This window comes from Teichococcus deserti, assembly GCF_001982615.1.
In the GTDB taxonomy this organism is placed as follows: domain Bacteria; phylum Pseudomonadota; class Alphaproteobacteria; order Acetobacterales; family Acetobacteraceae; genus Pseudoroseomonas; species Pseudoroseomonas deserti.
Genome location: NZ_MLCO01000089.1, coordinates 1 through 14,264 on the forward strand (window position 1 = coordinate 1; position 14,264 = coordinate 14,264).

11 protein-coding genes and 1 pseudogene are annotated in these 14,264 nt (G+C 71.8%); 11 read left to right on the plus strand and 1 reads right to left on the minus strand.

Going from position 1 to position 14,264, the window contains the following annotated elements:
• The 5 genes and pseudogenes from BKE38_RS31960 to BKE38_RS11015 form a co-directional block, all read left to right on the plus strand.
• Positions 1-2,150: pseudogene (locus BKE38_RS31960) on the plus strand (hypothetical protein); the annotation flags it as partial.
• Between the two features lie 2 nt (positions 2,151-2,152).
• The gene (locus tag BKE38_RS11000) at positions 2,153-2,914 is read left to right on the plus strand and encodes a flagellar hook basal-body protein (protein WP_076957365.1); all 762 of its coding nucleotides are present in this window, start codon (positions 2,153-2,155) and stop codon (positions 2,912-2,914) included.
• 74 nt (positions 2,915-2,988) lie between these two features.
• Positions 2,989-3,771, plus strand: a complete 783-nt coding sequence (gene flgG / locus BKE38_RS11005) for a flagellar basal-body rod protein FlgG (protein ID WP_076957366.1) — start codon at positions 2,989-2,991, stop codon at positions 3,769-3,771.
• Positions 3,772-3,779: 8 nt separating this feature from the next.
• On the plus strand, positions 3,780-4,220 hold the full coding sequence (gene flgA, locus BKE38_RS11010) for a flagellar basal body P-ring formation chaperone FlgA (protein ID WP_076957367.1): 441 nt from the start codon (positions 3,780-3,782) through the stop codon (positions 4,218-4,220).
• Positions 4,217-4,960 carry a flagellar basal body L-ring protein FlgH gene (locus tag BKE38_RS11015; RefSeq protein WP_076957368.1) on the plus strand — a complete coding sequence of 248 codons (744 nt, stop codon included), beginning with the start codon at positions 4,217-4,219 and terminating at the stop codon, positions 4,958-4,960. Before flgA ends, BKE38_RS11015 begins: the two co-directional genes overlap by 4 nt.
• On the opposite strand, the gene BKE38_RS11020 is transcribed toward BKE38_RS11015, so the two are convergent.
• On the minus strand, positions 4,954-5,508 hold the full coding sequence (locus BKE38_RS11020; protein ID WP_131829563.1) for a hypothetical protein: 555 nt from the start codon (positions 5,506-5,508) through the stop codon (positions 4,954-4,956). The genes BKE38_RS11015 and BKE38_RS11020 overlap by 7 nt on opposite strands.
• Before the next feature lie 283 nt (positions 5,509-5,791).
• Here BKE38_RS11020 and rfbC point away from each other — a divergent pair, with 283 nt between their 5' ends.
• The 6 genes from rfbC to BKE38_RS11050 all read left to right on the plus strand — a co-directional run bounded on the left by rfbC (position 5,792) and on the right by BKE38_RS11050 (position 14,258).
• Positions 5,792-6,421: a dTDP-4-dehydrorhamnose 3,5-epimerase gene (gene rfbC, locus BKE38_RS11025; protein ID WP_242662315.1), complete on the plus strand. Its 630-nt coding sequence runs from the start codon at positions 5,792-5,794 to the stop codon at positions 6,419-6,421.
• Between the two features lie 28 nt (positions 6,422-6,449).
• Positions 6,450-7,520, plus strand: a complete 1,071-nt coding sequence (gene rfbB, locus BKE38_RS11030) for a dTDP-glucose 4,6-dehydratase (RefSeq protein WP_076957370.1) — start codon at positions 6,450-6,452, stop codon at positions 7,518-7,520.
• On the plus strand, positions 7,520-8,425 hold the full coding sequence (gene rfbD, locus BKE38_RS11035) for a dTDP-4-dehydrorhamnose reductase (protein WP_076957371.1): 906 nt from the start codon (positions 7,520-7,522) through the stop codon (positions 8,423-8,425). The genes rfbB and rfbD overlap by 1 nt, the downstream gene beginning before the upstream one ends.
• On the plus strand, positions 8,422-9,333 hold the full coding sequence (rfbA, locus tag BKE38_RS11040; RefSeq protein WP_076957372.1) for a glucose-1-phosphate thymidylyltransferase RfbA: 912 nt from the start codon (positions 8,422-8,424) through the stop codon (positions 9,331-9,333). The genes rfbD and rfbA overlap by 4 nt, the downstream gene beginning before the upstream one ends.
• The gene (locus BKE38_RS11045) at positions 9,330-10,634 is read left to right on the plus strand and encodes a UDP-glucose dehydrogenase family protein (RefSeq protein ID WP_076957373.1); all 1,305 of its coding nucleotides are present in this window, start codon (positions 9,330-9,332) and stop codon (positions 10,632-10,634) included. The genes rfbA and BKE38_RS11045 overlap by 4 nt, the downstream gene beginning before the upstream one ends.
• Positions 10,635-10,736: 102 nt before the next feature.
• Positions 10,737-14,258 (plus strand): glycosyltransferase, encoded by a 3,522-nt coding sequence (locus BKE38_RS11050; RefSeq protein WP_076957374.1) that lies wholly within the window; start codon positions 10,737-10,739, stop codon positions 14,256-14,258.
• Positions 14,259-14,264: the final 6 nt, after the last annotated feature.

Consider the following 14,264-nt stretch of genomic DNA (forward strand, 5'->3'; position numbering starts at 1 on the left):
GGGGTGCGGCGCAGGTCGACATAGAGCAGCCCGCCGGTGCTGCCGAGCTCCGCCAGGAGGGCGAGGAGACCGTGCTGGTGCTGCAGCCGAGCTGCGCCGATTGCGCCGCCGAGCTCGGCAGCACCGGCGGGCTGCTCTATGTCGACCTGCGCCGCACCCCGCGGCGCCAGGCGCCCGCCGGGCGCGACCAGCCGCGCGAGGCCCAGGCCGCCGCGCCCGCGGCATCCCCGCGCGGACGCCGCGGCCAGGCCGAGCCGCCGCCGGCCGCCGAGGACCTCACCGGCCTGCGCGAGAGCATCCTGGGCAAGCTGAACCTGCTGAACGCGGCGCCGGCGCCGCGGCCGCCCGGCCAGGGCGGCACCAGCCCCTCCGGCACCAGCCCCTCCGGCGCAACCCCGGGCGCCGCTGGACCCGGCGGCGCCACGCCGCCGGCGGCCGCGCCGGGCCAGCCGCTGCCCAATCCGCGCTTCGGGCCGAGTTCCGAGGCGGCGCCGAAGCCGCCCTGCCTGGCGCCGCCCTTCAGCTTCCGCGACTGGGCCGGGCGGCAGCCCTATCTGGAGGAGCTGGTGGCGCGCCGGGCTGGCCTGGCGCTGTCCGACCAGGGCCTGGCCGAGATGGCGTCGATGGCCGAGTTCTACGCCATCCACGAGATGCCGCGGGAGGCGCTGGACGTGCTCTCCGCCCCGGTCGCCGAAAGCGCGCCGCCGGAGCTTCGCGCGCGGCTGGAACGCGCCCGCGACATCGCCCGGATCCTGGGCCGCCAGCGCATCGACCCGGGCTCCGTCCTGCTGGCCGAGGCCGCCGATTGCGCGCGCCCCGACCTGCCGCTGTGGCGCGGCCTGGCCGCGGCGCTGACCGGCGACGCGCCGGCCCTGGCGCGCCACGCGCCGCAGATCCGCGCCCTGCTGCGCGACGTGCCCCCCGATCTGCGCATCGCCTTCGCCCATGTCCTGTCGGACGCGGTGGAGGAGGATGTCGAGACCTTGCGCGTGCTGGTGGCCACGGTGCGCACCATGACGGATCTGCGTCCCGACCAGCAGGTGGTGCGCAACTGGCTGCTGTCACGCCAGGCCCGGCTGGAGGGCAACCGCGCCGACGAGATGATGTATCTGGAGCGCGCCGCGCGCGGCCGCAGCGTCGCCGCGCTTTACGCCCGGGCGCGCCTGGCGGCGCTGAACCTGATGCGCCAGGACGCCGAGGGCCAGCGCGCCGAGCAGGCGCTGATCGACTTCGCCCGCACCTACCGGCACGACCCGCTGGGCGAGGAATCTGCCATCCTCTATGCCCAGCGCCTGCTGGAGCGCGGCGACCTGGGCGCCGCGCTGCGCGTCGCCGACGAGGCCAGCCAGGCCTCGGCGCGGCCCACCATGGAAAGCCGTGCGGCGCGGCTGGCGGCGCAGGCGCTGCGGCTGCTGCTGGTCGATGCGCGCGGCCTGACCCTGCCGCCGGCCGGCGAGCGTCTGGCGCTCTACTGGCAGTATGAAGGCTATGCGACGCCGGGCGAGCGCGGCGACGACATCCGGCTGGGGGCTGCGCGGCTGATGCTGGACCAGGGCCTGCCCGACGCGGCGCTGGAGGCCAGCCGGCAACTGGCCGCCGCCACCATCGCCCAGCCCGACGGCGCGCTGCTGCAGGCCCGGGCCGAGGCGCTGGCCGAGCAAGGCGACCCGCTGCGCGCCCTGGCGTTGCTGCAGCCGCTGCCGGCATCCGATCCGGCGAAGCGCATCGCGGCGCTCGCCTTGTCGCGGCTGGGCAAGCCGCTGGAAGGAGCGCAGGCGCTGGCCGGACTCGACGAGCTGGCTGACCGCCAGGCGCGCGCGGCGCTGCTGTTCCAGGGCCAGGCCTGGGGCGAGGCGGCGACCGCCTATGCCGAGCTGCTGCGGGAGAGCTCGCTCGACCCGCCGACCCGCTCCGAGGCGACGGCGCGGCTGGCCAGCGCCGCGGCGCTCGCCCGCCCGCGCGTCGCCCTGCCCGGCGAGCTGCTGGCGCCCGAGGGCAGTGCCGCCGCCCTGCTGCGGCTGTCCGACAACACCGCGCCGGCGCCGCCGCGCGGCGTCGCCGCGGCCCGCCAGGCGATCAGCCGCAGCCGGCAGATCGAGCAGGTGCTGCCCGCGCCGCCCGCCGCGCCCGCGACACCAGGGAGGAACTGAGCATGGACAGTCCGAGCGTCGTCAGCCTCTCCGGCCAGCTCGCGCTGCGGCAGCAGATGGAGGTGGTGGCCAACAACCTGGCCAATGCCACCAGCACCGGCTATCGCGGCGACCGCACGCTGTTCCAGAGCCATGTGAACCGGCTGGCCGTGCCGGGACGCGAGATCGCCTTCGTGCAGGACCGCGCCACCTATATCGACACCCGCCAGGGCGAGATCGGGGCCACTGGCAATCCGCTCGACATGGCGATCGACGGCGAGGGCTTCTTCGCGGTCGAACGGCCGGGCAATGCCGGCCGCGGCTACAGCCGCGACGGCCGCTTCAAGATGAGCGCTGAGGGCGCACTGGTCGACAGCAGCGGCCGCGCCATCTCCGGCGAGGGCGGCGCCCGCATCCTGCTGCCCGAGCGCGCCACCAGCATCGAGGTGCGCGCCGACGGCAACGTGCTGGCCACCGTCGAGGGGCGGGTGGAGCAGGTCGGCCGCATCGGCCTGTTCACCGCCGGCGACATGCGCGGCGTGCGCAAGGCCGGCGACGGGCTGATGGACATCCCCGCCAACCAGCTGCAGCCGATCGACCCGACCCAGCCGGGGACGCGGACGCGGCTGGTGCAGGGCGCGCTCGAGGCCTCGACCATCCAGCCGGTGCAGGAACTCGCCAACCTGACCCTGGTGCAGCGCGCCTATGAGACCATGCAGCGCTTCATCGCCGATGACGACCAGCGGATGCGGCGGATGATCGAGATGCTGGGCCGGCCGAACTGACCGTCCCTCCCCTTCCTCTCCCGTGACGCAAGGCCAGCGGCACCGCCGGCGCCGGCCAAGGAAAGCGAAAAACCATGCGCGCCATGAACATCGCGGCCACCGGCATGCAGGCCCAGCAGACCAATGTCGAGGTCATCGCCCACAACATCGCCAATGTCTCCACCACCGCCTACACCCGGCGCAAGGCGGAGTTCCAGGACCTGCTCTACCAGAGCTCGGAACGCGTCGGCTCCTCCTCCTCCGAGGCGGGGACGCTGCTGCCGGTGGGCACGCAGGTGGGCCTGGGCGTGCGCAGCTCGGCGATCAACCGCATCACCCTGCAGGGCACGCTGCAGGAGACCGGCAATGTCTACGACGTGGCGCTGGAGGGCCGCGGCTATTTCGGCATCAACCTGCCGGACGGCACCGTCGCCTATACCCGCGACGGCACCTTCAAGCTGTCGAACCAGGGCCAGATCGTCACCAGCGACGGCTATCCGGTGCAGCCGGCGATCAACATCCCCGTCGAGGTGCGCGACGTCACCATCAACCAGGCCGGCGAGGTGCTGGTCACCCAGGCCAATGGCCAGCAGCAGAATGTCGGCCGGCTGGAGCTCTTCACCTTCCCCAACGAGGCCGGGCTCGAGGCGATCGGCGGCAACAAGTTCCTGGAGACCGAGGCTTCCGGCCAGCCGAACCAGGGCCTGCCGACCGATCCCGGCTACGGCAAGATCCGCCAGTACTATCTCGAGGCCTCCAACGTGAACGTGGTGCAGGAGATCACCCAGCTGATCGCCGCCCAGCGCGCCTACGAGATGAACTCCAAGGTCATCGAGGCGACCGACCAGATGCTGCAGACCACCAACAACGTGCGGTGAGGCGGCCCATGTCCCTCTGGCTTCCTCCCCTCGTCGCCGCGCTGCTGCTGTCGGCGGCCCCCGTGGCGGCGCGGGAGGTCTGGCATGCGACCCGGCAGCTCGCGCCCGGCGACATCATCGCCAGCCAGGATGTCGAGGCCATGGCCCCGCGCCGGCCGATGCCCGGGCTGATCGAGGCCGAGCGCAACCTGGTCGGGCTCGAGGTCAAGCGCCGGGTGCGCGGCAGCGCGGCGCTGACCGAGCGCGATGTCGGCGAGCCTTCCGCCATCCGTTCCACCCAGATGATCCGCGTCTTCTGGAAGCGCGCCGGCGTCACCCTGGAGATGGAGGGGCGGGCCATGGAATCCGGCGCGCTGGGCGAGATGATCCGGGTGCACAACCCGCGCAGCGGCCGCACCATCCGCGCGCTCGTGGTGGCCGATGGCACCGCCGAGGTACGCGCGCCATGACCCGCCGCACCGCCCTGCTGGCGCTGGCCGCCCTTGGCCTCGCCGGCTGCGACAGCTTCGGCCATATCGGACGCCCGCCGCCGATCTCGGCCCCCGGCGCCATCGAGGCCATCCCGCCGATCGCCGAGGGCGACACGCCGATCGAGGTCTCCAACCGGCCGCGCCTGGCCGGCACCGGGCCGACCCTGCCGGGCTCGCTCTGGCGCGCGGGCTCGCGCAGCTTCTTCCGCGACCAGCGCGCCCGCACCGTCGGCGACCTGCTGACGGTCGAGATCGAGATCGACGACAGCGCCCAGTTCGACAACAAGACCGAGCTGGAGCACAAGGCCGAGCAGACCTTGAACATGCCCTTCCTTTTCGGGCTGCAGGGCATCTTCGGCCGCATCTTCGGCGGGCAGACGGCGCCGGCGGTGAGCCTGGGCGGCGACAGCACCGCCGACGGCACCGGCAAGATCCGCCGCAACGAGAAGATCCGGCTGCAGCTGGCGGCGACCGTCATCCGCGTGCTGCCCAGCGGCAATCTGGAGATCGCCGGCTCGCAGGAGATCCGCGTCAACAACGAGCTGCGCGAGCTGCAGCTGCGCGGGCTGATCCGGCCGGAGGATATCCGCCCCAACAACCGCATCGCCTCGGAAAAGATTGCCGAGGCCCGCATCGCCTATGGCGGCCGCGGCGTCTCCAGCGACCTGCAGCGGCCGCGCTGGGGCCAGCAGATCATGGAGCGCGTGCTGCCCTATTGATCAGGACGTGCGGCCAGCACCGCGTCGCGCAGCGCGGCGGCGACCTCGGGGCCGAGGCCGCCGGCGACCAGCAGGGGGGTGCCCTCCCCCGCCGTCTCGGCCAGCAGCGCGGTCTCGGCGGCGTGCTGGCGGGCGGCGATGCGGGCGGCCAGCGCATGCAGCCCGGGCGCCGCGGCGGCCTGGCGGCCCGGCTCGGGCTGGCGCAGGGTCAGGCTGCGCAGCTCCGACCATGGCAGGTGCCGCTCCGGCAGGGTCAGGCCGGAGGCATCCAGCAGCAGCGGCCGCGGCCCGCGCCCCTGCCGCGCCCGGCGCAGAGCGAACGCTGCCACTGCCACCACCGCCAGCCCGGCCAGCGCCGCGGCCAGCCCGACCGGCTCGTGCCGCGCGGGATCGATCAGCACCGCCAGGGCCGGCAGGCCGAAGAGCAGCCCCAGCAGCCAGGCCGCTGCCAGGAAGGACAGCGCCGGCCGCGCGGGATGCACGGTGATCCGCACCCCCCGCGCCTGCGCCTCGCGCGTGAAGCGCCCCTGATCCTGTCTCGTCTCCATGGCGCAACAGTAAGCGCAGGCGTGGCCGGGCGCCACGGCTTTGCATCGGATGCAAACCAAAGAGGCGAACTCGCGGCTTCGTGAGGCTGTTTTCAAGAAAGGCCAGAGGGCTTTGCCAATCGCGGCGCGCCGGGGTAAATCCTACCGAGAACTCAATGCTTAATTGAAAGTCCATTCTTTCGGCCCGCCCGCCGGGTCGTGCGCGTGAAAATCATATGCTAGGCAATTGATTTGCAGCGTCTCACCATGGTGCATTGCAGCAATCCAGGTTAAGGGCCCTTTCATGTCGACCGCTTTGCCCGATCGTGCCCTGGCGGCCATCCAGCAGGGGGAACTGCGTGAGGTGCGCAGTTCGCGCAATTTCACCCTGGCCAGCTTCACGATGGACGGGCCGATCCTTGTCGAGACACGGCGCTTCGGCGATGCCCGCGGCGCCTTCTCCGAGACCTACAGCGCGCGCGACTTCGCCGCCTGCGGCCTGACGACCGAGTTCGTGCAGGACAATTTCTCCATCTCCCAGCCAGCCGGCACGCTGCGCGGGCTGCATTTCCAGTCGCAGCCGGAGCCGCAGGCTAAGCTGGTCCGCGTCCTCTCGGGCCGGGTGCTCGACGTCGCCGTCGACCTGCGCCGCGCCTCGCCCACCTACGGCCAGTATGTCGCGGTCGAGCTCTCGGCCGAGGCCGGCAACCAGCTCTATGTCCCGGTCGGCTTCGCGCATGGCTTCTGCACGCTCGAACCGGATTGCGCCGTCGCCTACAAGGTCAGCGGCTATTATGCGCCGGCCAGCGACAAGGGCCTCGCCTGGGACGACCCGGATGTCGGCATCCGCTGGACCCTGCCTGCCGGCGGCCCGGTGCTCTCCGACAAGGATTCCCGCCAGCCCAGGCTGCGCGACCTCCCCGACTACTTCTGACGTCAGCATTCTGCAGAGGACGCCCCTGATGCGCATCCTGGTCACCGGCGGCGCCGGTTTCATCGGCTCGGCCCTGGTCCGGCGCCTCGTCCTCGATCAGGTCGCCGAGGCGGTGCTGGTGGTCGACAAGCTGACCTATGCCGGCGAGCGCCGCTCCTTACGGGACTGCGAAGGCAAGCCGGGCTTCGGCTTCCTGCAGGCCGACATCGCGGACGCCGAGGCGATGGCCAAGGCCATGGCCGATTTCCGCCCCGATGCGGTGATGCATCTGGCGGCCGAGAGCCATGTCGACCGCTCGATCGCCGGCGCTGCGCCCTTCGTGCAGACCAACCTGGTCGGCACCTTCGTCCTGCTGGAAGCCGCCCGCGCCTATTGGCTGGGCCTCGAGGGCGCCGCGAAGGAAAACTTCCGCTTCCTGCATATCTCAACGGACGAGGTCTTCGGCTCGCTCGGCGCGACGGGCTATTTCACCGAGACCACTCCCTATTCCCCGCGCTCGCCCTATTCGGCGACCAAGGCGGGCTCGGACCACCTGGTCGCCGCCTGGCACGAGACCTATGGCCTGCCGACGCTGATGACCAACTGCTCGAACAATTACGGGCCGTTCCATTTCCCCGAGAAGCTGATCCCGCTGACCATCCTCAACGCCCTCGAGGGCAAGCCGCTGCCGGTCTACGGCAAGGGCGAGAATGTCCGCGACTGGCTTTTCGTCGACGACCATGTCACCGCGCTGATCGCCGTGCTGCAGCGGGGCAAGCCGGGCCAGACCTACAATGTCGGCGGCAATTCCGAGCGGCGGAACATCGAGGTGGTGGAAGCCATCTGCGACACGCTCGACCGGCTGCGCCCCGATGCCGCCGGCCCGCGCCGCCGGCTGATCAGCTTCGTCACCGACCGCCCCGGCCATGATGCGCGCTATGCCATCGATGCCAGCAAGCTGAAGGCCGAGCTCGGCTGGGAGCCGTCCGAGACCTTCGCGACCGGCCTCGAGAAGACCATTGCCTGGTATCTCGAGAACGACTGGTGGTGGCAGCCGCTGCGCGAGCGCGTCTATAGCGGCGAGCGCCTGGGTCTTCTCCCCGCCAAGGCCGCCAGCTGATGCGCATCCTGATCGCCGGCCGGGTCGGCCAGGTCGCCTGCGCTTTGCTGCGCGCGCTCGAGCCGGAGGGCCACGAGATCACCGCGCTGGAGCCGCCGGAACTCGACCTGACCTCGCGGGAGAGCCTGGCCGCAGCCGTCGCCGCCGCCCGGCCCGAGCTGGTGATCAACGCCGCCGCCTATACGGCGGTGGACAAGGCCGAGGACGACACGGCGCTGGCCTTCGCGGTCAACCGGGACGGCGCGGCCTGGCTGGCCGCCGAAGCGGCGGCGGTCGGCGCCCCCTTCGTGCATTACTCGACGGATTACGTCTTCTCGGGCCTGGGCGGCGCGCCCTATCGCGAGACCGACGCGCCCGGGCCGCAGGGCGTCTATGGCCTGTCCAAGCTGCAGGGCGAGCGCGCCGTCATGGCCGCCAATCCGCGCAGCGTCATCCTGCGCACCGCCTGGGTCTGCTCGGCCGACGGCAATAATTTTGTGAAGACCATGCTGCGGCTGGCTTCCACGCGTGACGAGGTCGGTGTTGTCGCCGACCAGTATGGCGCGCCGACCTTCGCCGCTGACCTGGCGGAAGCCGTCCGCGTCATGGCGCCGCACCTGGTGCAGGCCCAGGCCGGCGATCCGCGCTTCGGCCTGTTCCACCTGACCGGCGCGCCGCACACCACGTGGCACGGCTTCGCCGAGGCGATCTTCGCCGGCGCCGCCGCCCGCGGCCACAAGGTGCCGACCCTCAAGGCGATCGCCACCGCCGACTACCCGACCCGCGCCGTCCGTCCGGCCGATGGCCGGCTCGACTGCAGCCATCTGCAGGCGGTGCACGGCATTCCCGCCGGCGACTGGCGCGCGCGGCTCGACGAGACCTTGACCACGCTGATTGGCCCCCCGCTGCAGGAAACCATTCGATGAAGGGCATTGTTCTGGCCGGCGGCTCCGGCACCCGGCTGCATCCCGCGACCTTGGCGGTGAACAAGCAGCTGCTGCCGGTCTATGACAAGCCGATGGTCTATTATCCGATCTCGGTGCTGATGCTGGCGGGCATCCGCGAGATCCTGATCATCACCTCGCCCGAATTCATGCCGATGTACCAGAAGCTGCTGGGCGACGGCAGCCAGTACGGCATCACCTTCGTCTATGCCGAGCAGCCCAAGCCCGAGGGCCTGGCCCAGGCCTTCCTGATCGGCCGCGACTTCATCGGCGATGATTCGGTGGCCCTGGTGCTGGGCGACAACATCTTCTACGGCGCCAACCTCTCCGACATCATGCAGGCGGCGCGCGCGCGTCCCGAAGGTGCGACCGTCTTCGCCTATCATGTCGAGGATCCGCAACGCTATGGCGTGGTCGAGTTCGACGCCGAGGGCCGCGCGCTGTCCATCGTCGAAAAGCCGGCCGAGCCGCGCTCCAGCTGGGCGGTGACCGGCCTCTATTTCTACGACAACAGCGTCGTCGACATCGCGGCCCAGGTGAAGCCCTCGCCGCGCGGCGAGCTGGAGATCACCGACGTCAACCTGGCCTATCTCCAGGCCGGCACGCTGCGGGTGGAGCAGCTCGGCCGCGGCTATGCCTGGCTCGACACGGGGACGCATGACTCGCTGCTCGACGCCGGCGAATTCGTCCGCGCCATCCAGCAGCGTCAGGGCCTGCCCATCGCCTGCCTGGAAGAGATCGCCTTCCTGAACGGCTTCATCGACGTCGAGCAGCTGCGCGCCCGCGGCCGCCTCTTCGCCAAGACCGCCTATGGCCAGCATCTGCTGCGCCTGGCCGACGAGCCGAACAGCGTTCCCCATCCCAAGAGCCTGCCTGGAGCTGCCTCGTGAAGATTGCCATGATCGGTGCCGGCTATGTCGGCCTCGTCTCCGGAGCCTGCTTCGCCGAGTTCGGCACCGATGTCTGCGTGGTCGACACCGAGATCAGCAAGATCGAGGCGCTGCGCGAGGGCCGCATCCCCATCTACGAGCCCGGCCTCGACAAGCTGGTGTCCGAGAACGTGGCCGACGGCCGGCTGACCTTCACCACCGACCTGAAGGAAGCCGTCCGCGGCGCCGAGGCCGTCTTCCTGGCGGTGGGCACCCCCACCCGCCGCGGTGATGGCCATGCCGATCTGTCCTATGTCTTCGCCGCCGCCGAGCAGGTGGCGATGGCCGCCGAGGGTCCGCTGGTGCTCGTCACCAAGTCGACCGTCCCGGTCGGCACCGGCCGCAAGGTCAAGGAGATCGTCCGCAAGGCGCGGCCGGACCTGCAGATCGAGGTCGCCTCGAATCCGGAATTCCTGCGCGAGGGCAATGCGATCGGCGACTTCATGCGGCCGGACCGCGTCGTCGTCGGCGTCGATTCCGATCGCGCCCTGGCTGTGCTGAAGAAGCTCTACCGTCCGCTCTACCTGATCGAGACGCCGGTCCTGGCCACCGCCATCGAGACCGCCGAGCTGATCAAGTATGCGGCGAACGCCTTCCTGGCGGTGAAGATCACCTTCATCAACCAGATGGCCGACCTCTGCGAGAAGGCCGGCGCCAACGTGCATGACGTGGCCCGCGGCATGGGCCTCGATGGCCGCATCGGCCGCAAGTTCCTGCATGCGGGTCCCGGCTATGGCGGTTCCTGCTTCCCGAAGGACACGCTGGCCCTGGCCCGCACCGCGCAGGAGCTCGGCGCGCCGGCGACCATCGTCGAGCAGACCATCGCCGCCAACGAGGCCCGCAAGGCGCAGATGGCCGAGCGCGTCATCGCCGCCTGCGGCGGCAGCGTCACCGGCAAGACCATCGCGGTGCTGGGCGTGACCTTCAAGCCGGAGACCGACGACATGCGCGACGCGCCGTCGCTGGTCATCCTGCCGGCCCTGGCCGCGGCGGGCGCCACCATCCGCGCCTATGACCCGCAGCCGAGCCATGCGAAGCAGTCGCTGCCCGCCTCGGTGCATTGGGCGGAGAACGCGCTGGACGCCGCCCGCGGCGCCGACGCCCTGGTGCTGATCACCGAGTGGAACGAGTTCCGCGCCCTCTCGGCCGAGAAGATCAAGGGTGCCATGGCCGGCAAGGTCATTTGCGACCTGCGCAATGTCTGGGACCCGGAGGCGATGCGCGACGCCGGCTTCGACTATTCCTCGATCGGCCGTCCCTGAGGCAGGCTGACCTCGCCCGGGCGGCCCCCAAGGGCCGGCCGGGCGGCGATGGCCGCCCTGCCCGGCGGCCGAGATTCGACGGACCGGATGCGGGGACGCGGCATGGCCTTCAAGGCGGCCATCGACAGCATGGCTTTCGGCAGCGGCTTCCTGATGATCTCGGGCTGGCTGGCGGTGCCGCGCGACCGCGACTGGCCGGCTCGCATCCTGCTGCAGGCCGGCGGCGACACTTTCGAGATCCGTCACTGGTTCCCCCGCCGCGACCTGCCCGACAAGGAGGATGGCCCCCGCTTCCTGGCCTTCCGCGAGGATTTCGCCTGGGGCCATGACCAGCCGCCCGCCGCGCCGCTCAGCCTGACCGTCGAGGGCGAGGCCGCGGTCACCGCCGATCGCTGGACCGCCTTCGCTCCCCAGGGCGCGCTGGAGATGGCGAGCCAGGCCGGCATTTCCGGCTGGCTGATCGACCCGGCGCTTTGGCACGGCACCGGCGAGGCGGCGGTGCTGCTGCCGGACGGCACCCGCCTGCCCCTCACCCTGACCATCACCCGCCCGGACCTGACCGGCGGCCAGCCGCGCCCCGACCGGCCGCACGGCTTCTCCGTCACCGCCGTGGCGCTCGCCCGGGCGGTCGCCGAGGCGCAACCCTTCAAGCCCGGCGCCACGCGGCGCGTGGTGCTGGAAAGCTCCGGCAAGCAGGTCGCCGAGAAGGAGGCGAATTTCTCCCCGGTCTCGCTCGGGCGCCTGGAGACCTATCACGAGGGCGCCGTGCGCGGCTGGGCCGCCTTCCGCGAGCCGCGCTGGGCCGTGCCCGCCGTCGAGATCCTGCTGGACGGGGTGATCTACGACACCATCCCCGCCGCGCGGCACCGCAAGGACCTGCAGGACCGCGGCACCACCAGCGGCCAGGGCGGCTTCGTCTTTCCGATCGCCAACCAGCCGCGCGACGGCGGGCCGCTGACCGTCACCGCCCGCATTGCCGGCGAAGGTTCCCTGCTGCCCGGCGAGCCGCTGGAGCTGCCGCCGCTGCCGGCGACACGCGGCCGCGCCGAGGGACCCTGGCGCAGCCTGGCGACCCACCGGCCGCAGGTCGCCATCGTCATCCCCATCTACAACGCGCCCGACGACCTGGCCGCCTGCCTGAAAACCATGGTCGCCGAGACCGGCGGCGAGGCCGAGCTGCTTCTCATCGACGATGCCAGCCCCGATCCACGCGTGGCCGAGGTGCTTTCTGCCTATGAGGGCCGCCGCAACATCCGGGTGCTGCGCAACGAGACGAATCTCGGCTTCACCGGCACCTGCAACCGCGGCATCGCGGCCGCCGGCACACGCGACGTGGTGCTGCTGAATTCCGACACGCTGCTGCCGCCGCGCTGGCTGGAGGGGCTGACGGCGGCCGCCTATGCCAGCCCGCGCACCGCCAGCGCCTCGCCGCTCTCGGACAATGCGGGCGCCTTCTCGGCGCCGCGGCTGGGCGGCGGCAATGCCCTGCCGCGCGGGCTGTCGACCGGCGATGTCGGCCGGCTGGTGACCCAGGCCTCGCGCGCCGCCTATCCGGAAGTGCCGACCGGCCACGGTTTCTGCCTGTACCTGCGGCGGGACGCGCTGGACGCCGTCGGGGTGCTCGACATCGAGGCCTTTCCGCGCGGCTATGGCGAGGAGAACGACCTCTGCATGCGGGCGCTGCGCGCCGGCTGGCAGCATGTGGTCGACGACCGCACCTATGTGCAGCACCGGCAATCGGCGAGCTTCGGCGCGGCGCGGGCCAATCTGCTGCGCGAGGGCCGCGCCCGGCTCGACGCGCGCTTCCCCGAATACAAGCCGCTGATCGGCGTCTTCCAGAAGGACCCACGGCAGCTGGCGATGCGCTGGCGGGTGCGTCGCGCCTTCCAGGGCGCGACGCCGCCGCGGCCGCGGGTGCTTTTCGTCATCTCGACGGAATCCGGCGGCACGCCGCAGACCAACATGGACCTGATGCGGGGCCTCGAGGATCGCTACGAGCCCTGGCTGCTGGTCTGCAACGGCCAGCAGCTGACCCTGCAGCGGCTGGTCGAGGGCGCCCTGCTGCCGGTCGAGCAGCGCAGCCTGGACGCGCCGATCCAGATGGCGGTCCACCGCAGCGAGCAGTACGACGCCATCATCGCCGAATGGCTGCTGCTGCACGCCATCGAGCTCCTGCATATCCGCCACCTGGCCTGGCACGGCCTCGGCCTGCCGGAGGTGGCGCGGGCGCTGGGCATCCCCGTGGTGCTGTCGCTGCACGACTTCTACGTCACCTGCCCGACCATCAAGCTGCTGGATGGCGAGATGCGCCATTGCGGCGGCATCTGCACCCAGGGCGAGGCCGAATGCCGCGCCGAGCTCTGGCCGGCCGAGCAGGTGCCGCCGCTGCGCAACAATTTCGTCCACCGCTGGCGCGAGATGCTCCGGCCGGCGCTGGCGGCCTGCGACGCCTTCGTCACCACTTCGGCCCATGCGCGCGGGGTGATCACCGCCTCCTATCCGGAGCTCGCCGGGCGCGACTTCCGCGTCGTGGCGCATGGCCGCAGCTTCGACAGCTTCCTGGCGCCGGCGCCCCGCGCGACCGCGCCGTCCGATGGCGTGGTGCGGATCCTGGTGCCGGGGAACATCTCGGCCGCCAAAGGTGCGAAGCTGATCGAGGCCATGGTGGCGCTCGACCAGGGACAGCGCGTTGCGTTCCACATCCTGGGCGATGCCGGCGCGATGCGCGAGGCGCCCGGCCTGGTGCTGCACGGCCGCTACGCCCGCGACGAATTCCTGGACCGCGTCGAGACGCTGGACGTGCAGTTCGGCGCGGTGCTGTCGATCTGGCCCGAGACCTATTGCCATACGCTGACGGAACTCTGGGCGGCGGGGCTGCCGGTCTTCGCCCTCGATCTCGGCGCGGTGGGCGAGCGCATCCGCGCCCAGGGCGGCGGCTGGCTGTTCGAGACGCGCGAGCCGGCCGCGCTGCTGGACGCGATCCTTTCCGCCGCGCGCGATGTCACCGGCGTCGACCGGCGGCTGGCAGAGCTACGCGCCTGGCAGGCCAGCGAGGCGGCGGGCGCGCGCAACATCCGCGCCATGGCCCGCGACTACGACCTGCTCTATCGCGAGGTGGCGCATCGCCGCATGGCCTTCGCCGATCCGTTTGCCGCGCCGCAGACCTGGCTGCTCTGGGACCTGCGCGGCCGGCGCGGGCCACTGCCGCCGGCGCTGCGCAACATCGCCGCCTCGCCGGTGCTGTTCCACGCCATCGCCCTGCCGGACAGCGAGCTCGCCCCGCCCGAGGGCACCGCCGGCCTGCTGCTGCTGGCCGACCGGCTGGAGGGCAGCCTGGCGCAGCAGGCGCTGGCCTATGCCGCCGCGCGCGGGATGTCCTGCCTGTTCTGCAGCGCGACGCCGCCGCATCCCGGACAGCTCGAGGGCTGGCCGCGGGTGGCGCCGGCCGCTCTGGCGCTGTCCGCGCCGGGCGAGACCGCCTGGCCGCTGCCGGTGCTGGACCTCGGCGCCACGCCGATCGCCTTCCAGCAGGCGCTGGCGCGGTTCGGGGCAGGAGAGGCGCCGGCCGCCCCCCTTCCTGCGGAAGGCGCGGCGCGGCGGATGCGGGTCTGGGTGAGCGGGTAGCGCCGG